21 protein-coding genes are annotated in these 20,786 nt (G+C 72.9%); 14 read left to right on the top strand and 7 right to left on the bottom strand.

From position 1 onward, the window contains the following. The first annotated feature begins 13 nt into the window (after positions 1–13). From ACV7NM_RS03215 to ACV7NM_RS03240, 6 genes are all read left to right on the top strand, one after another. Complete coding sequence (locus ACV7NM_RS03215; RefSeq protein ID WP_463408786.1) at positions 14–994, top strand: YihY/virulence factor BrkB family protein; 981 nt, start codon at positions 14–16, stop codon at positions 992–994. 64 nt (positions 995–1,058) lie between these two features. Further along, entirely contained in the window at positions 1,059–1,931 is an 873-nt protein-coding gene (locus tag ACV7NM_RS03220; protein WP_463408787.1) for a phosphatase PAP2 family protein, read from the top strand. A 437-nt stretch (positions 1,932–2,368) separates the two neighbouring features. Next, positions 2,369–3,445, top strand: a complete 1,077-nt coding sequence (locus ACV7NM_RS03225) for a globin domain-containing protein (protein ID WP_463408788.1) — start codon at positions 2,369–2,371, stop codon at positions 3,443–3,445. A 35-nt stretch (positions 3,446–3,480) separates the two neighbouring features. Beyond that, positions 3,481–4,098 carry a pyridoxamine 5'-phosphate oxidase family protein gene (locus ACV7NM_RS03230; RefSeq protein WP_463408789.1) on the top strand — a complete coding sequence of 206 codons (618 nt, stop codon included), beginning with the start codon at positions 3,481–3,483 and terminating at the stop codon, positions 4,096–4,098. 106 nt (positions 4,099–4,204) lie between these two features. Continuing rightward, positions 4,205–5,077, top strand: a complete 873-nt coding sequence (locus tag ACV7NM_RS03235) for a YihY/virulence factor BrkB family protein (protein ID WP_463408790.1) — start codon at positions 4,205–4,207, stop codon at positions 5,075–5,077. A 120-nt stretch (positions 5,078–5,197) separates the two neighbouring features. Further along, positions 5,198–5,677, top strand: coding sequence for an SAM-dependent methyltransferase (locus tag ACV7NM_RS03240; protein ID WP_463408791.1), 480 nt, complete (start codon positions 5,198–5,200; stop codon positions 5,675–5,677). Between the two features lie 39 nt (positions 5,678–5,716). On the opposite strand, the gene ACV7NM_RS03245 is transcribed toward ACV7NM_RS03240, so the two are convergent. The 3 genes from ACV7NM_RS03245 to ACV7NM_RS03255 form a co-directional block, all read right to left on the bottom strand. Further along, the gene (locus ACV7NM_RS03245) at positions 5,717–6,664 is read right to left on the bottom strand and encodes an alpha/beta fold hydrolase (RefSeq protein ID WP_463408792.1); all 948 of its coding nucleotides are present in this window, start codon (positions 6,662–6,664) and stop codon (positions 5,717–5,719) included. Positions 6,665–6,720: 56 nt separating this feature from the next. Continuing rightward, a complete protein-coding gene (locus ACV7NM_RS03250) occupies positions 6,721–8,355 on the bottom strand; it encodes an FAD-dependent monooxygenase (RefSeq protein WP_463408793.1) in 1,635 nt (544 codons plus the stop codon). A gap of 187 nt (positions 8,356–8,542) precedes the next feature. Next, the gene (locus tag ACV7NM_RS03255) at positions 8,543–8,998 is read right to left on the bottom strand and encodes a putative glycolipid-binding domain-containing protein (protein ID WP_463408794.1); all 456 of its coding nucleotides are present in this window, start codon (positions 8,996–8,998) and stop codon (positions 8,543–8,545) included. A 381-nt stretch (positions 8,999–9,379) separates the two neighbouring features. Between ACV7NM_RS03255 and ACV7NM_RS03260 the strand changes: the two genes are divergently transcribed. The 6 genes from ACV7NM_RS03260 to ACV7NM_RS03285 all read left to right on the top strand — a co-directional run bounded on the left by ACV7NM_RS03260 (position 9,380) and on the right by ACV7NM_RS03285 (position 14,122). Continuing rightward, entirely contained in the window at positions 9,380–10,093 is a 714-nt protein-coding gene (locus ACV7NM_RS03260; RefSeq protein ID WP_463408795.1) for a response regulator transcription factor, read from the top strand. Then, positions 10,090–11,535 carry a sensor histidine kinase gene (locus ACV7NM_RS03265; RefSeq protein WP_463408796.1) on the top strand — a complete coding sequence of 482 codons (1,446 nt, stop codon included), beginning with the start codon at positions 10,090–10,092 and terminating at the stop codon, positions 11,533–11,535. Before ACV7NM_RS03260 ends, ACV7NM_RS03265 begins: the two co-directional genes overlap by 4 nt. A 117-nt stretch (positions 11,536–11,652) precedes the next feature. After that, positions 11,653–12,057 carry a hypothetical protein gene (locus tag ACV7NM_RS03270; RefSeq protein WP_463408797.1) on the top strand — a complete coding sequence of 135 codons (405 nt, stop codon included), beginning with the start codon at positions 11,653–11,655 and terminating at the stop codon, positions 12,055–12,057. Further along, a complete protein-coding gene (locus tag ACV7NM_RS03275; RefSeq protein ID WP_463408798.1) occupies positions 12,054–12,260 on the top strand; it encodes a hypothetical protein in 207 nt (68 codons plus the stop codon). The genes ACV7NM_RS03270 and ACV7NM_RS03275 overlap by 4 nt, the downstream gene beginning before the upstream one ends. 171 nt (positions 12,261–12,431) lie before the next feature. Next, the gene (locus tag ACV7NM_RS03280; RefSeq protein WP_463408799.1) at positions 12,432–12,974 is read left to right on the top strand and encodes a DoxX family protein; all 543 of its coding nucleotides are present in this window, start codon (positions 12,432–12,434) and stop codon (positions 12,972–12,974) included. Beyond that, positions 12,974–14,122, top strand: a complete 1,149-nt coding sequence (locus tag ACV7NM_RS03285; RefSeq protein WP_463408800.1) for an AI-2E family transporter — start codon at positions 12,974–12,976, stop codon at positions 14,120–14,122. Before ACV7NM_RS03280 ends, ACV7NM_RS03285 begins: the two co-directional genes overlap by 1 nt. Here the strand turns inward: ACV7NM_RS03285 and ACV7NM_RS03290 are convergent. The 4 genes from ACV7NM_RS03290 to ACV7NM_RS03305 all read right to left on the bottom strand — a co-directional run bounded on the left by ACV7NM_RS03290 (position 14,092) and on the right by ACV7NM_RS03305 (position 18,325). Next, complete coding sequence (locus tag ACV7NM_RS03290) at positions 14,092–14,433, bottom strand: hypothetical protein (protein ID WP_463408801.1); 342 nt, start codon at positions 14,431–14,433, stop codon at positions 14,092–14,094. The genes ACV7NM_RS03285 and ACV7NM_RS03290 overlap by 31 nt on opposite strands. A gap of 63 nt (positions 14,434–14,496) precedes the next feature. Continuing rightward, a complete protein-coding gene (locus ACV7NM_RS03295) occupies positions 14,497–15,702 on the bottom strand; it encodes a serine hydrolase domain-containing protein (RefSeq protein WP_463408802.1) in 1,206 nt (401 codons plus the stop codon). Between the two features lie 119 nt (positions 15,703–15,821). Continuing rightward, positions 15,822–17,201, bottom strand: a complete 1,380-nt coding sequence (locus tag ACV7NM_RS03300) for a uracil-xanthine permease family protein (RefSeq protein ID WP_463408803.1) — start codon at positions 17,199–17,201, stop codon at positions 15,822–15,824. Continuing rightward, complete coding sequence (locus ACV7NM_RS03305; RefSeq protein WP_463408804.1) at positions 17,198–18,325, bottom strand: aryl-sulfate sulfotransferase; 1,128 nt, start codon at positions 18,323–18,325, stop codon at positions 17,198–17,200. Before ACV7NM_RS03305 ends, ACV7NM_RS03300 begins: the two co-directional genes overlap by 4 nt. A 145-nt stretch (positions 18,326–18,470) precedes the next feature. Here ACV7NM_RS03305 and ACV7NM_RS03310 point away from each other — a divergent pair, with 145 nt between their 5' ends. Further along, a complete protein-coding gene (locus tag ACV7NM_RS03310) occupies positions 18,471–19,037 on the top strand; it encodes a helix-turn-helix domain-containing protein (protein WP_463408805.1) in 567 nt (188 codons plus the stop codon). A gap of 326 nt (positions 19,038–19,363) precedes the next feature. After that, positions 19,364–20,785, top strand: a complete 1,422-nt coding sequence (locus tag ACV7NM_RS03315) for a nucleobase:cation symporter-2 family protein (protein WP_463408806.1) — start codon at positions 19,364–19,366, stop codon at positions 20,783–20,785. Position 20,786 lies beyond the last annotated feature (1 nt).

Genomic DNA, 20,786 nt, shown 5'->3' on the forward strand with positions numbered 1-20,786 from the left:
GGGGGTTACGCACATGGGCACGGCGACGCGGGTACCGCAACGCGACGAGGTGGCGGTCGTTCAGACCGCACCGGAAGTGGAGGGCGAGGAGCTGTCCGCGGAGGAGGCGTGGTCGACGCTGCGCCGGTACGGGGGCTGGAGCCTCGTACGGGACTCGTTCATCCGGTTCCGGTACGCCGACGGATTCAGCCACTCCAGGGCGCTGGCCCTCCAGACGGTCCTGTCGATCGTCCCGCTCGCCATCGCCCTCATCGGCCTGTCGGGCGTACTGCACACCGAGGGCATCGGGCGGGTGGCGGAGCTGACGATCCGCCGACTCGCGAGCGGGCCGAGCCAGGACGTCGTGGACGACGCGCTGGCGCAGAGTCACCACCGGGCCGGGGACGGCAGCCAGGTCGCCCTCTGGCTCGGCCTGCTGTTCTCCGTCGTGAACGTGACCACGAGCCTGTGCCAGGTCGAGCGCGGGGCCAACCGCATATACGGGACGGAACGCGATCGGCCGTTCCTGGCCAAGTACACCCGCGGGCTGGTGATGTCCGTGCTGGCCGGGCTGCCCCTGGGGCTCAGCTTCGCGGTCACCGTGCTCGGGGCGGAGCTGAGCCGGGCCGTGGCGGAGGTCTACCACCTCGGCCCCGACACGGTCCACGCGTGGGACCTGCTGCGCCGGCCGATCGGGGTGTTGTTGGCGATCCTCGCCACCAGCGCCATCTTCCGTCTCTCCCCCCGCCGCACCCAGCCCGGCTACACCTGGCTGGCCTTCGGCGCCGCGGTCTATCTGGTGCTCTGGCTGGTGGCGACGTGGGGGTTGGGCCTGTACGTGGGGGCGGGCGGCTCCTTCGCCACCGTGTACGGGCCCCTCAGCGCGTTCGTCTCGCTGCTGCTGTGGTCCTACCTCACCTCGATGGCCCTCTTCCTGGGCCTGGCGTTCGCCGCCCAACTGGAGGCCGTGAGGGCCGGGGTGAGCGAACCGGTCTCCGAGGACCCCGGCGTCTGACACCGTGCCCCTGTCGGGCACCGCGGCCGAACCGAAGAAACCACCGAGAGGAAACACGAAGACCATGGCACGACGCTCCACCCGTCCCCGGCGAGCCGTGGCCCGCCTCCTGTCCGGCCGCTTCGGCCCAGACGCGCGGTTCGGTGTGCGGCTGGTCACGACGGTGGCCGCCACCGCGCTGGCGTCCGTGCCCTTCGCGCTCGCCCTGGTGCTGGTGGAGTCCCAGTGGGCGCCGTTGCACAGGCTGGACCAGGGCACTGCCGAGCGGCTGCACCGTACGGCGCTGGAGCACCCCGCCTGGGTGCGGGTGCTCGATTTCCTCACGCACGTGGTGTGGGACCCGGTGACCATGCGTCTGCTGGTGGCCGCGCTGGTGGTGTGGCTCCTGCTGCGCGGGGCGGTGCGCCTGGCGATCTGGGCGACGGTCACCGCGACCGCCGGCGGCCTGCTGGGTCTGCTGGTGAAGAACGTGGTCGAGCGGACCCGACCCCACCTGCCGGACCCCGTCTCGCACGCGCCCGGGTTCTCCTTCCCTTCCGGTCACGCCATGACGGCCACCACCTCGTGTGCCGTTCTGCTGTTGGTCCTGCTGCCGCTGGTGCCGCGTGCCTGGCGTCCGCTTCCGTGGGCCCTCGCGGTGGTCTCGGTCGTCGGCGTGGGCTACACGCGCGTGGCCCTGGGGGTGCACTGGGTCAGCGATGTGGTGGGGGGCTGGCTGCTCGGTGTGGCCGTGGTCACGGCGACCACCTTGGCCTTCGAGGCCTGGCGGGTGGAGGTGGGGCGCGACCGGACCACGCCCGCCGAGGGTTTGGAGCCGGAGATCGTGTCCGAACGGCCCGAACCGCCGGCCGGCTCGACGGATGGCCGAAATCATTCGTCGGGTTCCTCGCGCATACCTCACGACCAGCCGGGGCAATGCGACAAGAACCCGGGGTGAGTTCTAGCGGATGCACCCCTTCCCTTGGTCGATCATCCGAACGAGGATCATGTGCGGTCGGAACTACTACGTCCGCTTGGTTGACCAGGCACGCCTACCCGATGAGGATCCATGCACTCCCGCCACTACACCCCCTGCCCGCACTCGATATGGAGATGTGGTGAAGGTTCCGGCCCCGGCGCGACCCCGGAGCCCGCCGACTCAAGGGAGGGCGTCCACCGTTACACCCGGCCCGGGCCGGCCGGTAGGGCGAGCGGAGGAGCGCTGGTCCGTTGAAGTTCCGGATCGGCCGCCCCGGCAGTGCACCCGACAGACAGCCCGCGGAAGAAGGCCAGTACTCCCCCGTACCCGGCGAGGCGGCGTCGCCGCCCCCGCAAGCGCCTCTGTCCGATCACGAGATACACCTGATCAAGACGTCGGCGTCGATGGTCGCGCCCGTGGCCGAAGAGATGACGGTCTACTTCTACGCGATCCTCTTCTCCCGGTACCCCGAGGTGCGGCCCATGTTCCCGCCCGGGATGGACGCCCAGCGCGGCCGCCTGCTGCGCGCGCTCCTGCACATCGTGGACGTGGTCGACGACCCCGAGAACCTGGTCCGCTTCTGTGGCCACCTCGGCCGCGACCACCGCAAGTTCGGCACCGTCGCCGCGCACTTCCCGGCGGTGGGCGAGTGCCTCCTGGCCTCCCTCGCCCGTTACGCGGGCCCGGCCTGGACGCAGGACGTCGCCGACGCCTGGACCAAGGCGTACGGCGTGGTCTCACAGGTCATGATCGGCGCCGCCGAGGAGGACGAGGCCCTGCGACCCGCCGTCTGGCCCGCCACGGTGGTGCACCGCGTCGCGCGCGGGCACGGCATCGCCGAGATCACCGTGCGCCCCCACACGCCCTACGACTACCAGGCCGGGCAGTACGTGAGCATGGAGACTCCGTGGTGGCCGAAGCTGTGGCGCTACTACTCCCCCGCCAACGCGCCGCGCGTGGACGGCACGCTCACCTTCCACGTCCGCGCGGTGCCCGGTGGCGCGGTCAGCAACGCGTTGGTGCACCGTGCCGCGGTCGGCGACGTACTGCGGCTGGGCCCCCCGATGGGCGACATGGTCCTGGACGCGGCGGTCCACACCGACCTGCTCTGCGTCGCCGGCGGTACGGGCCTCGCCCCGATCCGCGCCCTCATCGAGGAAGTGGCCCGGCGCGGGGGACGCCATCAGGTGGACCTGTTCCTCGGCGCCCGCACCGGAGCCGAGCTGTACGGGGTCGACGCCATGCTGCGGATGGCCCAGAAGCACCACTGGCTGACCCTCAGGGGCGCCGTCTCCCACGAGCACGTCCCCGGCATCCGGGGGTCGCTGCCGGAGGTACTGGCCGAGTACGGACCGTGGTACCAGCACGACGTGTTCCTCAGCGGACCGGCGGCAATGGTGGCATCTGCCGGCGAGACGCTCACCCGCCACGGTACGTTGCCCGACCGCATCCATCACGACCCGTTCGAGACGCCCGTCCTTTCCGCTCGCTGAACCGCTTCCCCGTTCCCCTCCCCAGGAGAAGTCCCGTGATCTTCCCTCCACCGTCGTTCGGTTCGGCCGGTGAGCACCGGCTCCAGCAGCACCTGGGTACGGCCGAGCGCGCCGCCCGCTTCTACGACCAGCAGGTGCGCCCCCACCTCACGTCCGAGATGCGGGAGTTCATCGGCCGCCAGACCATGGTCTTCCTGGCGACCGCCGACTCCCACGGGGAGTGCGACGCCAGTTTCCGCGCCGGGCCGCCCGGATTCGTCCACGTCATCGACGAACACACCCTCGCCTACCCCGAGTTCCGCGGCAACGGTGTGCTCGCCAGCGCGGGCAACATGAGCGAGAACCCCCACCTGGGCATGCTCTTCGTGGACTTCACCCACCACCACGTGGGACTGCACGTCAACGGCGTCGCCCGGCTGTGCGACGACGCGGAACTGCGCCGCGTCCACCCGGGCCTGCCCACCGACGTCGCGCCCGGGCGCAGCCCCCACCTGTGGGTCCACCTCACGGTCGAAGAGGCGTACATACACTGTTCGAAGTACATACCCCACCTGGAACCGGCTCCCCGTCCCGTCGGGCACGACCCGGCCCGACCCAAGGACGCGGAGTACTTCACCAAGCCCCGCAGGCCGATGTGGTCGAGCTTCTCGTAAGCGGGACGATCCCCCGCGCGAGGCCCCTTCCGGCCCGTGCGCGCGATGTGGGGGCACACGACGCGCCCGGGCGCATGCGCCCGGGCCTGAGGGGCACGAGCGCGCTGTGACAACGACTCCGCACACCGAAGGGCGCCGTGGGCCGGCCCCCGCCGCGGCGATCGCGGCGCGTGCCCGCGGCGCGCTGCGCGGTACGGCCGTACGGCTCTGGCACGACAACGTCGCGGACTCCGCGGCGGCCCTCACCTACTACGGCCTGCTCGCGCTGCTGCCCGCGCTCGTGGTCGCCGTCTCCCTGGTGGGGCTGCTCGGGGACGCGACGCGGCAGCGCCTCGTGGCGGAGCTCACCTCCTACGCCCCTCCCCAGTCCGCCCAGGTGCTCCAGGACGCGCTGAACGGTCTGTCGGCGGCCCACACCTCGGTATGGACCCTGGCCTTCGGCGGCGTGGTGAGCGCGCTGTGGTCCGCATGCAGTTACCTCGCCGTGTTCCGCCGGGCCCTGCACACGATGCACCGCGTCCCCGACACCCGCCCGCCGCTGCGCGCGGCGCACACGCTGCTCATCACCGCGTCCCTGCTCCTGCTGCTCCTCGTGGTCGGCGCCGTGGGTCTGGTCGCCTCCGGTCCGCTCGCCCACCGGCTCGCCACGGCAGCCGGAGTCGACGTGGGGAGCCTGACCGTCCTGCGGTGGCCGGTCCTCCTCGGTGTGGTCACGCTGCTCATCCTGATCCTCTTCCGTACCGGACCGACGGGAACCCGCGGCACCCGGCGCGGACTGCCGGGCGGTGTACTGGCGGCGGTCCTGTGGCTCGGCGCGTCGTTGGTCTTCACCCTGTACACGCAGCTGAACACCTACGGCCGGCTCTACGGCTCCCTGGCGGGGGTCATCGTCTTCGTCGTCTGGCTGTGGTTCGCCAACCTCGCGCTGCTGGCGGGGGCCCAGTTCAACCGGGAGCTGGCGCGGGGCCGCGCCGGGTGAGGGGCCGGGGCCGGACGGAGCGGCGGCAGCCGTCGGAGCTTGACGAACATCCGTTGGCCGCGCGCCGGTTCGGACGTAGGGTGTCCGGTGATCGTTCCCGCCCCCAGGAAGGCGTGTCACGTGGTTGAGAACAGCGCTCCGGCCGAGGTGGTCTGCGATCCGGTCGGCCGGGTCGTCGGCGGCCGGACCGAGGTCCACGACGACGCCTGGGAGGACGTGTCGGCGGTGATCCGGCTGGACGAACGGTTCGGGCCGGAGGCGCTCGCCGGGCTCGACTCCTTCTCGCACCTGGAGGTCGTCTACCACTTCGACCGGGTTCCGCCCGAGAAGGTCGAGGCCGGGGCACGGCACCCGCGCGGCAACACCGACTGGCCACTGGTCGGCATCTTCGCCCAGCGCGGCAAGAACCGCCCCAACCGGCTCGGGGTCTCCCGCTGCCGACTGCTGGGCGTCGAGGGGCTCGATGTCCACGTGCGGGGTCTCGACGCGGTGGACGGTACGCCCGTGCTCGACATCAAGCCCTACATGAGCGAGTTCGGCCCCCGGGGCGCCACCCGCCAACCGGCCTGGGCGACGGAGATCATGCGCCGGTACTACTGACGGACGAAGCCGGTCCCACCGACGGCGAAGCCGGTCCCGTCAGCCGGCGGGGGCGCGTTCCACGACGAGGCGGACCGCGGCGATCGTGAGGTCCGGGTCGTGGAGCTGGACGTAGTGGTCGCTGCCCGTGGCGAGCAGGTGCGGGGTCTGCGGCGCCAGTGCGACCAGCGACTGCTGGGCTTTGGGCCAGGCCGCCTCCAGCCGGGCCAGGAGCTGCTTCGACATCGAGGCGGGCGCGGCGAACGGCCGTGTCTTGCTGAGGACCGCGAGCGGGACGCGCGGCAGCGGACCGGCCCGGTCGACGGCCGTCACCGCTCCGTCGACATCGACCTGTTCGAACGCCGGATCGCCGTCGTACGGGGTGCCCGGCCGGCGCAGCGCGCTCACGTACTCGGACCAGGAGGCGCCGAGTTCCCGTCTCAGGGCCGGGGCGAGGGCGTCGACGAGGACGAGGCCGCGGGCCCGGTCCGGGTGCCGCTTGGCGTACAGCAGGGTGATCATGCCGCCGTAGGAGTGGCCCACCAGTACGTACGGTCCCGGGACCCGGCCCACCGTCAGGACGCGGTCGAGGTCGCGCACCGCGTCGGGGAGTTCGCGGACGCCGGTCTCCGGGCTGCTGCGGGTGGTGAGCGTGGGCGGATCGGTGTAGCGCAGGGTGCCGGGCCTGTCGTACAGGCACACCCTGGTGAACGCCGCCACGCCGGGGAAGACGGCCGGCGCCCCGGGCACGGGCGGGGCGGTGTCGGTCAGCGTCCAACTGTCGGACGATTCGTGCAGGCCCGACACCAGGACGACCGTCGGCGTACCCGTGCCCCGGCAGTGCAGGTACATGGTGCGCCCGCCGCCGACGTCGACGTGTTGCACGGTGTCGCCCCCGTCCGCGGAAGGGGCGGGGGGCGGCGGCCGGGCGCCGGCGGCCGGCCCCGCACAGAGGCTCAGCGCGGCGGTGACCGCCGCGAGGACGGCGGCGCGGGGACGTCGTCGCATTCTCGGGTCTCCTTCCGGGCCGGGCCCCGGCCGGACCGTGCCCGGTCCGGAGCGTCCTACGGGGCGAAGACGCGTGAGAGGTACGAGCCGAGGCCGGGTCCGGCCGGCGGGCACAGGCGGGCTCCCAGGTAGCCGTCGGGCCGCACGACGAAGGCCGCGGACTCCTCCCCCACCCCGTACGACCGGGCGAACTCGCCCGCCGAGTCGCGGTAGACGGGGAAGGGGGCCGCCCTGCCCGCGTCGGTGGTGGTGAGCACCGCGCAGATGTTCACCCGGTCGGGCGCCAACTCGTGTACGACCGCGGTGACGTGCGCGAGATCGGGCACCTCGGGCCCCCGGCCGTAGAGCACCAGGGTGTGTTCGCGGCCGCGCAGCACGTCGAACAGGCGCAGCGGGTACGTCGCGACGGCGGTGAGGAGCCCACCGCAGTCGGGCGCGCGGTCGCCGGGCCGCGGGCCCGGGCCGGAGTCGGGCTCCGCCGGCTGCACGAGGGGGCTGTCCGGGTAGCCCACGAGCAGTTGCGCCTCGCGACGCAGCACGCTCATCGGGTCCCCGCGGCCGGCGTGCATGCCCTCGGCGGCGTGTCGGACGGTGCGCCCGACGACCTCCTCGCCGACGGGGCGGCGCTCCGCGTCGTAACTCGCGGGGAGCTCCGGGTCGGCGGCGCCCTCGACGGCCAGGGCGAGCTTCCACGCCAGGTTCCAGGCGTCCTGGATCCCGGTGTTCATGCCCTGGGCGCCGGTCGGCGGATGGATGTGCGCGGCGTCCCCGGCGACGAAGACCCGGCCCCGCCCGTACCGGTTCACCAGCCGGTGGCTGATCCGGAACACGGAGGACCAGCGCAGCGCGGACGCGGTGGTGGGCTGCGGCGACAGCCGGTCCAGCACGTCCTGTACGTGCGTCAGCTCGGGCGCCCGGCCGCCCTCCAGACCGTGCGCCACCTCGCCGCCGCCGGGGTGCCCGGAGGTGGACAGGTCCGGCGGCACCAGCATGGACACGCGGTAGCGGTGTTCGCCCGGCAGCGGGATGCACACCAGGATGTCGTCCACGGCGCCGTCGGGGTTCCGGTGCTCGCTGCGCACGCCGTACCCGTAGGGCATGTCCCAGTCGACCTCCACGTCGGCCAGCATGTACTCGTCGGGCAGGGCGCCCCCTTCGAAGGTCAGTCCGAGGCCCTTGCGCACGACACTGTGCGCGCCGTCGCAGCCGACGAGGAAGCGCGTACGGACCTCCTCCTCGCCGTGGGGCGTCCGCAGCAGGCTGGTCACGCCCGTGGCGTCCTGGGTGAAGGAGACCAGTTCGGTCTCGCGTTCGATCTCGGTCCCGAACCGGTTCAGGTACTCCTCCAGGACGCGCTCGGTCTCGTACTGCGGGAGGGCGGCGAAGCCGTACGGCACCTCGGGGGGCAGCGCCAGCTCGATGCGCGCCTTCGCGCCGCCGTTCTCGTACATGAGCTGCCCGCGCATCGGTATGGCGACGTCGAGGACGGCCTGGACGAGGCCCATCCGGTCCCAGAGCTCCAGGGTGCGGGGCTGGATGCCGACGGCCTTCGCGTAGGGGAGCCTGGCCGGGAGCCGGTCGACGATGCGGCACGGGGTCCCTCGGCGACGGAGCTCGGCGGCGGCCGACAGGCCGACCGGTCCGGCTCCGGCCACCAGGACGTCCGCGGGGGCCGCGTCGTGGTGCGCCATGGCGTTCTCCCGGGGGGTGTGGTCCGCCGCGAAGGGTGCACCTCCATGGTGGCCCGGCGGCCCCGGACCGGCCATCGCACGGCCGGCACCCCGGGCCCGGGGGCCGTGGGGTCGGGGCCGTGGAGCTCGTATGGCGGCGGCGAGCCGCGGGTAGTCCACGAACAGGCCGTAGGCGTCGAAGGTGACGTCACCGCGGAAGCCGTCGTACGAGGTCCGGCACGCCGACCCTGGCCATCGGGCAGGTACCCGCGACGGCGTCGGGCCGCCGGTGGGAGCCGTGCCGGAGCACGGGCACGGTCTGGGTGAGGGGGCACAGGCCCAGGTCTCGGTCGAGGGCTCCGCCGAGGTCGGGTCGGGCCGAGCCGTTCGCCGTCCACCGCCCCTCGTCGTCGCCCTGGTCGTCGCGGCGCGGGTCCGGGCCGGCCGTCGAGTCGTGCGTCTCGACGCTGACGGAAAGCGCCGGGTCACGAACCTCGGCCCGGTCTCCGGCTCGTACGCCGGCCAGTAGGGCGCCGGTTCCAGGCGCATGGCCCGGCCCCGGCGCGCAACCGGCCCCGACGAGCTCCGCCCACGCCCTCGTGCGTCCTCGCGGGGGCGGGAGGCCCCGGGTCCGCCCCAGTGCCCGCGTGTCGGGTCGCGCCATGGCGGCAGTCCGGGCCCGCCCGGCCGGCTCCTTGTGCGACCGCGTGGAAGAGCGCCGCCGCCTCGTACCGGGAGGCGACGCGAGCTCGTCGACAACGGGCCCGTTCGTCTTCACCGGCGGCGGTACGGCCGCTGGGGGCCGCCCGCGGGCGCGGCTCGGGGAGGGTTCGACCTACCGGACGCCGTGAAGGCGCGGGAGCCGAGCGAGTCGGGTGCGGCCCGCGGCCGGCTGCCGATCCGGCCCCGAACCCCCGGTCCGCCGCGGTGGGGGCCGCGGGCCTGGACCCGGGGTGCGGGACCGGGCCCGGGGACCGTTCGCGGGCCCGGCTTCCGGGTCCGGCCGGGGGCGTGAGAGGGTCGGGCCCGACAGGAGGTGAGCGGGGTGACCGGTGGGACGTCCCATGGGCTGGTGCTGGTGGCGGACGACGACGCCGCCATCCGTCGCTCGCTGGAGCGCGGGCTGCGACTGAGCGGCTTCACGGTGCTCCTCGCCGAGGACGGTCCGTGCGCGCTGCGGCTGCTGGCCGACCGGAACCCGGACGTCGTGGTCTTGGACGTGTCCATGCCCGGCTTGACCGGAACGGAGGTCTGCCGTGACCTGCGGGAGCGGGGTGACGAGACCCCCGTCCTCATGTTGTCGGCGCTCGACGAACTGGCGGACCGGGTCGCCGGCTTGCAGGCCGGCGCCGACGACTACCTGGTGAAACCGTTCGCGTTGGAGGAACTGGTGCTGCGGCTGCACGCCCTGCTGCGGCGCCGGCCGGCCCACGCCCCCTCGGGCGTGCTGCGGGCCGGGCCCCTGGCAGTGGACGAGGCGACCCGGCAGGTGCGCCACGGCGAAGCCGAAGTACGCCTGACGAGGCGGGAGTTCGAACTTCTGGTGCAGTTCGTGCGGAACACCGGGATCGTCCTCACCCGCGACACGCTGCTGGACCGTGTGTGGGGCTACGACTTCGAGGTGCGCACCGACGCCGTCGACACCTTCGTCAGCTACCTCCGGCGCAAGCTGGAGGAGGGCGGCCGGCCGCGGATGATCCACACGGTGCGCGGCGTCGGCTTCGTCCTGCGCGTTCCGGACGATCGGGATCGGCCGTGAAGCTCGCCACCCGCATCGCGCTCTCGGTGACCGTGGTGGTACCCCTGCTGGTGCTCGCGGCGGGTCTGCTCGTGCTCGGGCTGGTCACCCGTGACCTGCACCAACAGCAGGACGCCCGGTTGCGGGACCGGGCCTCCGCCGTCCTCCCCGATGTCAGGACGCTGCTGTCGGCCGAGCTGAAGGGCCGACCGAAGGTGGAGCAGAACCAGCACCGCAAGGTCCTCGGAGACGCCCTCGACGCGGGGATCAGGGTGCTGGCCGCGGACGGGACCGTCGTCCTGGAGGGCGGCCCGCAGCTCTCCGATCCGGCGCGGCTGCCCGCGCGGACGCCGGAGGGACCCGTCACGGTCCGCGCCAAGGGGCATGCCTGGCGGGTGCTCGCCGTCCAGGTGAGCGGGGCGGCGCCGGGCACGCTCTGGCTGGTCACCCCGGCCTCCGCCGCCGACCCGCAACTCGTCGCCGTGCGCGGCCGGGTCCTGCTCGTCGCACTGCTGTCGGCCCCGGTGTCCGGGTTGATCGCGTACGGCCTGGCCGGGCGCGCCACCGCCTCCGTACGGCGGTTGAGCCGCCGGGCCGCCACGCTCGACCCGCGGGCGGGCGCGGCGGCCTTCGCCACGGCGCCGGTGAACATCACCGAGGTGGACGAACTGTCCTTCGCCATCGGCCAGTTGCTGGCCCGTTACGACGAGCAGGCGGCCCGGACGGCGCAGGCGCTGGAGACCGCCCGCTCGTTCTCCTCCGCCGCCTCGCACGAGCTGCGCACACCGCTGATGAGCATGCGGACGGACCTGGACGTTCTGGCGGCCCACCCCGACCTCTCCCCCGCCGAACGGGCCGAGGTGGTCCGGGACCTCCAGGCCGACCACGCACGGCTGCTGGAGCTGTTGACGGCGCTGCGGATGCTGGCCCGGGGCGACCTGGTGGAGGCGTCCGCGTTCGCTCCGCTCGACTTGGCGGAGCTGGTGGACGTGGCGGTGGGCGAGGCCGGCCGGCGCAGTCCCGAGGCGCGGCTGCGCGCCGAGGTCCCCGCCGAGTTGCGGGTACGGGGTTGGGAGGCCGGGCTGCGCATCCTGCTCGACAACCTCCTGGGCAATGCCGTGACCCACGGGCGCCTGCCGGACGAGCCGCCCGAGGTCGCGGTGCGGCTGCGCGCGGAGGGCGGTCACGCGGTCCTGACGGTGGACGACGCGGGGCCGGGTGTCCCGCCCGGGGATCGCGAGGCGGTCTTCCGGCGCTTCCACCACCGTCCGGGGAGCCCCGGTTCCGGGCTCGGGCTGACGCTGGTCGCCCAGCAGGTGGCGCTGCACGGGGGCACGGTCGCCGTCGGGGCGGCGCCCGGCGCGCGGGGCGCGCGCTTCGAGGTGCGCTTGCCGTTGTCGGCCCCGGACACCCCTGCCGGGCCGCTCCCGTACGGACGGAACTGGATCTCGCGCGGCGACTGAGGGCCGTCCGGCGGCCGGTTCCCGGACCCACAAGAAAACCACAAAGACTCCCCCTACCGTCCTGCACGGCCGGACCGTTCACGGAGCCGGCCCAGTCCGTACGAAGGGGATACCACCATGCTCAACAGCCGTAGGACCGCCGCCGCGATCGGCGCCGTCGCGCTGACCGGCGCCCTGTTCGCCGCCGCTCCCGCGCAGGCCGACGCCGGCGCGAAGCCGTCGTCGTCCCCGAAGTCCGCGCCGAAGGGCGACGGCTCCAAGGCCGTCTGCAAGCGTCTGCCCAAGACCGAGGCCCGCGTCAACGCCGCGGTGACCCGGCTGAACGGTGACGCCACGGTCTCCGGGTCGATCGCCCGGCTGGAGCAGCGCGTCGCGAACGCCAAGACCGAGGGTCACACCGAGATCTACACCTACCTCAACGACCGGTTGACCGCCCGCAAGAACCTGCTGCCCACGCTGCAGAAGCGGCAGACGGACCTCAAGGCGGTCAGCACCTGGTGCGCCGCGCAGAAGTCCAAGTGACCGGGCGCGCCGCCGCCGGTCTCGCCGCGTTGGCCGCCGGGGCGGCCTTGCTGCTCACCGGCTGCGGACCGGGCGCGACCGCCCAGCCCAAGGCCCCCACGTCGGTGTCCGACGACGCCAAGGTCAAGGAGATGCAGGACACGCTGGACGCCGCAGACAACGCGGCCGCCCAGGCGGACGCGGACGCCGCACAGAACAACTGAACAACCGGGTACCCGAACGGCCGGCAGTGGCCGGGACAACCGGACGGCTGAGCGGCTGAGCGGTTGAGCGGCTGAGCCATTCGGCTGCGGTGGCGCGCGCGGGGGGCGGGACCGGGTGAGGCTGGCGGTCAGGTCTTGTTTCGGTCTCCTGCCCAGGGAAAGGTCCGGCCCATGCCGTTCAGCCATCGCAAGGACCTCGGACTGTTGGCCTTGCGCCTCGGTACGGGCGGCGTGCTCATCGCCCACGGCGCCCAGAAGCTCTTCGGGTGGTTCGGCGGGGGTGGCCTCGAAGGCACCACCAAGGCGATGGAGCACATGGGGTTCGCCCCGGCGCGCCCCAGCGCCATCGCCGCCGGGCTCGGTGAGGCCGGCGGCGGTGCGCTGCTCATGCTGGGGCTGGCCACGCCCGCGGCGGGCGCCGCGGCGGCCGGCGCGATGGCGGGGGCCGTCTCCGTGCATGCCCCCGCGGGGTTCTTCGCCCAAGGTGGCGGTTTCGAGTACCCGGCCTTCCTCGGCTTCGTCGCGGCCGGCCTCGGTCTCGCGGGGCCGGGCGAGTTCTCCCTCGACCACTTCACGCGTCACCGGCTGGACCGGCCGGCCGTCCTGTTGCTGGCCTTCGCCGTCAGCGCGGCGGCGGCGACCGTCGTCGTCACCCGTCGAAACGCGGCCGTGGCCGCCGCGGCGGCCGACGAGGGCACGGACGACGGCGCGTAATGTCCGGGCGACCCGCAGCGCGCCCGGCGCGCCCTGATACGGACGACACGCGCGCCCGTATCCGCAGCGCCGCCCGCAAGGCCCGCGGCGCTCACCCGGCCGCCGGTCCGGCGGCGGTGGCACCGACGCTGGTCACGGTGGCGGGGTACGCCTGGCGCGTCCTGATCCTGGCGGGCTTCGCCTACGGAGTCTTCGTCGTGCTGGGGCGGTTCCACGAGGTGGCCGTGGCGGTCTTCCTGGGGCTGGTCGTGACGGCGCTGCTCCGACCGCTCGCCGATCTGCTGGCCCGGCGCGTTCCGCGACCGCTCGCCGTCGCCGGCGCCCTGATCGGCACCATCGTCCTCGTCCTGGGCGTACTGGCGTTCGTCGGGGAGACCGTGGCCGGTGAATGGGACACGCTGGTGACCGAGTTCAGGGACGGCCTTACCCGGATCCAGCCGTGGCTGGAGCGCCCGCCACTGCGGCTGAACGCGCACGCGCTGAGCGATGCGCAAGCCAAGATCGGCGAGTACCTCTCCACCCACCGGTCGGACATCCTCAACACCGCCGTCAGCGGGGCGGGCCGGCTCGTGGAGGTCCTCACGATCGCCGCGCTCGCCTTGTTCTGCTCGGTCTTCTTCATCCACTCCGGCGACCGGCACTGGCGGTGGTTCTGCGACCAGCTCCCGGTCCGCGCGCGCCACCGGGTCGCCGTCGTCGGCCGTGCGTCCTGGCGGACCTTCACCGGCTACACCCGTGGCATCGTGCTGGTCGCCGGCACCAACGCCATCCTCGTCGGCGTCGCCCTGCTCGCCCTGCGCGTGCCGCTCGCGGTGCCGCTCGCCCTGCTGGAGTTCGTCGCCGCGTTCGTCCCGCTCATCGGCTCGCCCGTCGCCCTCGCGGTCGCCGCCATCATCGCGCTGGCCACCCGGGGGCCGCTGATCGCAGGGGTGGTGGTCGCACTGATCGTGGTGATCGGCCAGATCGAGGGGCACCTGCTGCACCCCCTGGTAATGAGCTGGGCCGTGCGTCTGCACCCGGTGATCGTGGCGCTGTCGGTGGTCGCGGGCGCGATCGCCGCCGGGGTGGTGGGGGCGGTGGTCGCGGTTCCGCTGGTCTCGGTCCTGTGGTCGGCCGGTCAGGCGCTGCGCTCCACCGCCCCGCCCTGATCTCCCCGGAGGCAACCGCCGGCCCAGGACCACGAGCGGCCGGGCCCGCCGGCGGTGCCCGGGCCGTCGAAGCGGGGACGGCCCGAGACCCACGGCCGGCCCCGCCACACCGTACGGCGCACGGCCGTGACGACCGTGACGATCACCGCCGCCCGGATCAGGGCCCTGCCGGTCACGCCGAGCGGCTCGCGGCCCGGCTGTGTTGGCTCGGCCCATCCGCTCCCGACGAGGGCGATCGCGGCCACCAGCACCGGGTACCGCCGGGGAGGTCCGCCGGGCCCGTCCATCGCGCCGCGCCGCCACTCCGCCATGCGGCCACGCCGGACGGGCGCGGCCGTCCGGGGGCACGCGCGCGACGCGCGTTCAACGCGTGGTCAGCGGGTGGTTAGCGGGTGGTTAGGGGCGAGGATCTGAGCGAGGCGCGAGGCGACCGTCTGGCCCGGGTTGCCTTCGGTGGCCCCGGGGCCCTGCGTCGTGCTGATGGCGATGGTCAGCCGCTGCGCCGGAAGGTAGGCCTGGACGGCCGCATAGCCGCTGAACGACGGGTTCTGGATGATCCAGTCGTCGACGACGAGGACGCCGAACCCGAAGTGTTTGGCGGCGGTGTTCTTCAGGCAGACGTCCGCGGGGCAGGTGTCGGTCTTGCCCCCCAGGCCGACGGTGCCGGGGTCGAGCTGCGTCTTGAAGCCCTGCGGGGAGAGCAGTTCACCGCTGCCGATGGCGCCGGCGGTGCGGGCGAGGTCACAGATGTCACTGGTGAGCACTGCCCCGGCGGCGGTCGTCCAGGACGGGTTCCAGTAGCTGGACTCCTCGTAGACGCCGCGTTCGGAGGTGAAGGCGTGGAGCGCGGGGGCCGGGATGTCGGGGGTGAAGGAGTTGTGCGTCCCTCGCAGTCCGAGCGGGGTCGTGACCCGTTCGCTCAGCAGCCGGTCCAGGCGCGTGCCGGTGATCTTCTCCAGTACGGCGCCCAGGATCTGGAAGTTGGCGTGGGAGTAGCTCCAATTCGTGCCCGGCTTGTACCAGAGGGGATGGGCCGTGGCGATGTCGACCGTGTCGGAGAAGGTCCAGTGTCGGAAGGGCGCCGCCTCGAGTTCGGCGAGGAACTTCTTGTCGGTGACGTAGTCGTGGAGTCCGGAGGTGGAGCTGCCGAGCATGCGCAGGGTGATCTCGGACGCGTGCGGCAGCGTGGGCAGCCAGCGCGAGACCGGGTCGTCCAGACCCACTTTGCCTTCGTCGACGAGTTGCAGCAGCACCGTCGTCATGTACTCGATGGCGACGGAGCCCGAGCGGAAGTGCATGGCGGGGTCGGCGGGGACGCCCGTCATGGACTCCCCCACGGCCCCGGTGACGACGTCCTTGCCACCGGAGACCACCTTGAAGATCACCGAGTTCAGGTGCAGGTCGTGGGAGGCCTGCCGGACGGTGGCCCTGATCCGGGCCGCCTGATCGCCCGCGGACTCCGGCGAGCCGACGCAGGACTGCGGCGCGCTCGCTGCGGCCGCCGGGTAGGTGATGCCGGTGGGGAGGATCGCGGCGACGATTCCGGCAACGCTGAGCAACGCCGTTCGGGTACGCCTCACGCTCCTCAGTATCTGTGGAAGGCCCCCGTTCCGCCCCTTCACCCCGTCGGAGGCCTTGGCCTTCCCCGCCCGCGCCTGTTCCCCGCCCGCGAGCCCGTCGGCGCGCCCGTCGGCAGCGCCTACGAGGCCGGGGCCCGGGAGGGCCGTGTCTGGTCGAACCGGCCGAAGAGCGCGTGGAGCAGCACCGCGGCGAGCGTGCCGGCCACGACCCCGCTGCCGAGGACCGTCCGGGCCCAGCCGGGAAACCCCTGGTAGAGGTCGGGTGCGACCACCGGAAGCAGGCCGGCCGTCAGGGCCAACGCCGCGACGGTCGCGTAGGGGCCCTCACCCGAGGCCGGCTCGGCCGCGGCCGGTAGCGCCCGCCCCAGCATGGTGACGCCCATGACCGCGATGATCCCGTAGATCACGAGGGCGGACCCGCCGACCACCGGCGGCGGGATCGCCGCCAACAGCCGGGACAGGGGCGCGACCAGGCCCACCAGGACCAGCAGTACGCCCGCTCCCGCCGTGACGAACCGGCTGCGCACGCCCGTCAGACGGCCGATGCCGATGTTCTCCGCGCTGGTGACCAGCAGGGAGGTACCGAACAGGGCGCCGAAGACCGAGACCAGCGCATCGGCCCTGGCGACGCGCGGCACGTCGCGTCCGAGTTCGGCCTCCCGGCCCACCGTCCGGCTGTTCAAGGCGGTCTGTCCGGTGACTTCGGCGAGGGTCGTGAGACTGAACACGAGCAGCGGCAGCGCGGCGAGCACGTCGAAGTGGGGCGCCCCGTAGGGGAGGAGGCGCGGGAGCGCCGGAGCGCCGAGGCTCCCCCCGCCGGCCGGCGCGAAGCTCCCCAGTCCCGTGGTCAGCGCGATCAGTGCGCCCGCGCCCATGCCGAGCAGCACCGCCGTCTGCCGCCAGACCCCGCGCAGCACCAGGAGCAGCACCACGGTGCAGCCGATGGTGGCGGCCGCAAGGATCACCGACGACGGTTCGGCGTAGCCCGGGGCGCCGCGCCCACCGGTGATCAGCTGGGCGGCGACCCGGATCATCGCGATGCCGATCAGGAGCACCGTGGTGCCCATGACGAGCGGTGGGAAGAGCCGCACGATCCTCGCGTAGAACGGGAGTACGGCCAGCAGCAGGGCCGCCGCGATCAGGACGGAGCCGGTGGCGGTTGCAGGACCGTGGTCCTTGGCGATCTGGAGGAAGAGGGCGGTGGCCGCGCCGCCGGGCAGCATCACGAACGGCAGCCGGGCGCCGATCCGCCACGGCCCCAGCGACTGGAGCAGCGCGCCCGCCCCGCACAGCAGCAGGGTGGCGCTGAGCAGGGACGCGGTGCGGGCCGCGTCGAGCCCGAGGGCCTGGCCCGTCAGGAAGGTGGTGGAGACGGGGGCGGCGATCATCGCCAGGACGTGCTGCGCTGACAACGGCACCAGCCGGCGCAGCGGAAGCCGCTCGTCCACGGGCCGTACCGGCTCCTTCGGCCTGGAGTCCAGGGTGTCCGGGGCGCTCACGACGTGCTCTCCACGTTCAGCCACGGCAGCTCGCTCGCGGAGTAACGGTAGGCGCGGAAGACGGCGTTGGGCTCGGAGGGGAACAGCCCGCGCACCTCGGATTCGCGGTAGCCGCCGAAGTACGGGACGACGTACTCCCAGCAGAGGTAGCCCTCGGGGGTCACTTCGAAGAGCCTGCCGGACGGTGAGTCGGTGACGAGCGTGTTGCCGCCGGGGAGGCGCTGCGCGCTGCCCATGAACGGGGCGAAGAACGCCTCGCGCGCCGGGTCGTGGTACTCCCAGACGACCTTGCCCGAGGAGCGCTCGATCTCGATGACGCGCGAGTACGGAACGTCCGCGTGGGGGCGGAAGACGCCGTTGTCGAAGACGAGCACGTTCCCGTCGGCCAGTTCGGTCGGCGCGTGCTGCTGGGAGACCACGCCGGGCTCGGTGCGCCACAGGATGTCGCCGGTCTCGCGGCTGATGACGACGACCGCGGACACGCTGCGCAAGCTCGCCAGGACATTGCCGTCGGCGAGCGGTACGACGCTGTTGACGAGGGGCCAGTGCTCGCGCGAGTACGCGGGGTGGAGTGCGTACTCCTCGCGGTCGAGGTGTTCGGCGGCGCTCCAGGTCCAGGTCACGGCGCCGTCCGCGTCGACCTCCCGGATGGTGTCGGCCCATACTGTGGCGCCCGTCTCGGAGCCGGGTACGCCGCCGCGAACGGCCTCCGCGTCGGCGCCGCGCAACGGTTCGAGCGCGGTGTACAGGAGCCGGCCGTCGCCGAGGTGGTGGGCGTCGTGGTGCTGGAGCGGGTCGCGGTACTCGCGCAGGATCGTGCCGTCGGGGGCGGCTTCGAGCATCACGCCGCCGCGGTACTTGTGCCACATGGGGAAGAGGGCCGGCTCGCCGGGGAGCACGCCGCTGTAGGCGAGGTTCCCGTTGGCCAGGACGCGGGCGTGCCGTCCGGGGCGGTAGGGGAGGTTCCATTGGTGGACGACCGTGCCGAGCGGGTCGATCAGGTACACCTCGCCGCTGCCGGTGAGTGGGGCGAAGAGGGTGTAGCCGCCTTCGGAGGCCTCGGGGTCGAAGGCGATGAGGCCGGTCCCCCGGCGACGGCGGAAGTTCTGGTCGACTGCGGACATGCGGTCCTCCTGTGAAACTTTCTTTGATCACACCAACTGGGTTAGAAGGTAGTGGTGAAGTATTGCGGCACTGTGACGGCGGTGCGAAGGCCGGCGCGGACTGCGAGAAGATGATCCGCAGAGCGGACCGGACCCGAGGAGCCACGTGACAGACGAAGCCTCCGCCCCACGGCTCGGGGCGGGCATCCGCCGGCGGCGCAGGAGCCTCGACCTGACCCTGGCCGAGGTGGCCGCCGCGACCGGCCTCTCCTCCCCGTTCCTCAGTCAGATCGAGAACGACCGGGCCCGGCCGAGCATGCGCTCGCTCCAACTCGTCGCGGACGCGCTGGGGACGACGGCGGTCCGGCTGATGGCCGCCGCCGAGAGTCCGCGCCGGGTGGACATCGTGCGCGCCGACGCCGATCCCGGCCTGGACCCGGCAACCCGCGTGCGTCCGCTGGTGCGCGGCCACCACCAGATGCACGCCCTGGAGTTCACCGGGGACCACGACGCGGACCGGGCGTTCGAGCACCGCAACGACGAGCTCATGTACGTCGCCGACGGCACGGTGGAGGTCGAGGCGGACGGCCGCACCCACCGCCTGGGCCCTGGCGACACCCTGTACTTGACGGGCGGTGTCCGCCATCGCTGGCGCGCGGTGGAACAGGGCACGCGGGTACTGCTCGTCGCCGTCGCCGACCACGTCGAGGCCCCACCGGACCCCCGCGCCTGACCGGGCCGGGGCCGGCCCGGGGCGCCGCCCGCCGGCACGGCCCTCGCGGACGGCCGTAGGTTACTCGCGAGGAAAGCCCACATGTGGCTATGGTGAGCGCCCTCGGTCGAACCCTCCTTCGGATTCCAAGGAGAACTGCGCCTTCGCGCGCCGATCGAAAGGCGTCCTGCCAATCCAGGGCCCATATCCCAGTACAGAGCGACGTGGTGTCGGCAACACCGCCCGGCGTCGGCTCGGTACGAGCCGACCTGCCCTCGCCCCGTCATCCCCAGGGGCTGGAGGGCGGCGGACTTCTCATTCACCTACCTCGCGAAGGCAAGGCAGAGATGGCACGAGTCACCCGACAGTCCTCCCGGCACCAGCAGACGCATCCCGTCGACGAGTTGCTGCCGTTCCCTCAACTCGCCCTGTACGGCTTCCAGCACGTCCTCGCGTTCTACGCGGCGGCCGTCATCGTTCCCATCCTCCTCGGCAGCGCCCTCGGACTCTCGCGCGCCGAACTCGTCCACCTCATCAACGCGGACCTGCTCACCTGTGGCATCGCCTCGATCATCCAGGCGCTCGGCGTCTGGAAGATAGGCGCCCGGCTGCCGCTGGTCCAGGGCGTCACCTTCACCGCCGTCTCCCCCATGATCGCCATCGGCCTCGGAGCGGGCGGCGGCACCGCCGGCCTGCTCGTCGTGTACGGCGCGGTGATCACGGCAGGCATCGCGACCTTCCTGTTCGCGCCCGTGTTCAGCAAGCTGGTGCCGTACTTCCCGCCCGTCGTCATCGGCACGATCCTCACGATCATCGGCATCACCCTCATCCCGGTGGCCCTCCAGGACGCGGCCGGCGGTTCGCGGCTGATCGGCACCCCCGCCTACGGCGAGCCGAGGAACCTCGCGTACGCCCTGGGCACCCTGCTGTTCATCCTGGCCATGGCCCGCGTCGGCAGGCCGTTCCTCAGCAGCGTCGCGGTACTGCTGGGCCTGATCGGCGGCACCGCCATGGCCTGGCTGTTCGGGGACGCCGACTTCTCGGCGGTGGGCGACGCCGACTGGTTCGGGGTCACCACCCCGTTCCACTACGGCATGCCCCGGTTCGAACCGCTGCCGATGATCGCCATGCTCGTCGTCATGCTGATCACCATGGTGGAGACCACCGGGGACGTGTACGCCATCGGTGAGATCACCCGCAAGCGGGTCGACACCGACACGGTGGCCAGGGCGCTGCGGGCCGACGGCGCCGCGACGGTGCTGGGCGGAATCCTCAACTCGTTCCCGTACGTGGCCTTCGCCGAGAACATCGGCCTGGTCCGGATGTCCAAGGTGATGAGCCGGTACGTGGTCGTCGCGGCCGGGGTGTTCATGGTCCTGCTGGGATCGCTGCCCAAGGCGGGCAGCCTGGTCGCCTCGATCCCCAACCCCGTGCTCGGCGGGGCCGCGCTGTCCATGTTCGGCATGGTGGCCGCCGTCGGCATCCAGATCCTGGGGAAGGTCGACCTGCGCGAGGAGCGCAACGCCCTGATCCTGGCGGTCAGTCTGGGCGCGGCGCTGTTGCCGACCACGGTGGCGCCGTTCTTCGATCGGATGCCGGACAACGTCCGGGCCGTGCTGGACAGCGGCATCACCCTGGGGGCGTTGTCGGCGATCTCCCTGAACCTGCTGTTCAACGTCTTCACCAGCCGCTCGACGATGGAGATCGACTGGGACGACATCGAGGACGACGGCGTCGTCGAACCGCGTTACGCCGCCGGCGCCGGCTGAG

It is taken from the genome of Streptomyces sp. Tek67B01, from assembly GCF_055231995.1.

What these genes read in the sequence shown, in the direction of transcription:
- ACV7NM_RS03315 (WP_463408806.1), top strand. Translation starts at nt 19,364, where the DNA reads ATGGCACGAGTCACCCGACAGTCCTCCCGGCACCAGCAGACGCATCCC.
- ACV7NM_RS03290 (WP_463408801.1), bottom strand. Translation starts at nt 14,433, where the DNA reads ATGGCGGAGTGGCGGCGCGGCGCGATGGACGGGCCCGGCGGACCTCCC.
- ACV7NM_RS03220 (WP_463408787.1), top strand. Translation starts at nt 1,059, where the DNA reads ATGGCACGACGCTCCACCCGTCCCCGGCGAGCCGTGGCCCGCCTCCTG.
- ACV7NM_RS03270 (WP_463408797.1), top strand. Translation starts at nt 11,653, where the DNA reads ATGCTCAACAGCCGTAGGACCGCCGCCGCGATCGGCGCCGTCGCGCTG.
- ACV7NM_RS03245 (WP_463408792.1), bottom strand. Translation starts at nt 6,664, where the DNA reads ATGCGACGACGTCCCCGCGCCGCCGTCCTCGCGGCGGTCACCGCCGCG.
- ACV7NM_RS03280 (WP_463408799.1), top strand. Translation starts at nt 12,432, where the DNA reads ATGCCGTTCAGCCATCGCAAGGACCTCGGACTGTTGGCCTTGCGCCTC.
- ACV7NM_RS03255 (WP_463408794.1), bottom strand. Translation starts at nt 8,998, where the DNA reads ATGGCGCGACCCGACACGCGGGCACTGGGGCGGACCCGGGGCCTCCCG.
- ACV7NM_RS03250 (WP_463408793.1), bottom strand. Translation starts at nt 8,355, where the DNA reads ATGGCGCACCACGACGCGGCCCCCGCGGACGTCCTGGTGGCCGGAGCC.
- ACV7NM_RS03305 (WP_463408804.1), bottom strand. Translation starts at nt 18,325, where the DNA reads ATGTCCGCAGTCGACCAGAACTTCCGCCGTCGCCGGGGGACCGGCCTC.
- ACV7NM_RS03285 (WP_463408800.1), top strand. Translation starts at nt 12,974, where the DNA reads ATGTCCGGGCGACCCGCAGCGCGCCCGGCGCGCCCTGATACGGACGAC.
- ACV7NM_RS03215 (WP_463408786.1), top strand. Translation starts at nt 14, where the DNA reads ATGGGCACGGCGACGCGGGTACCGCAACGCGACGAGGTGGCGGTCGTT.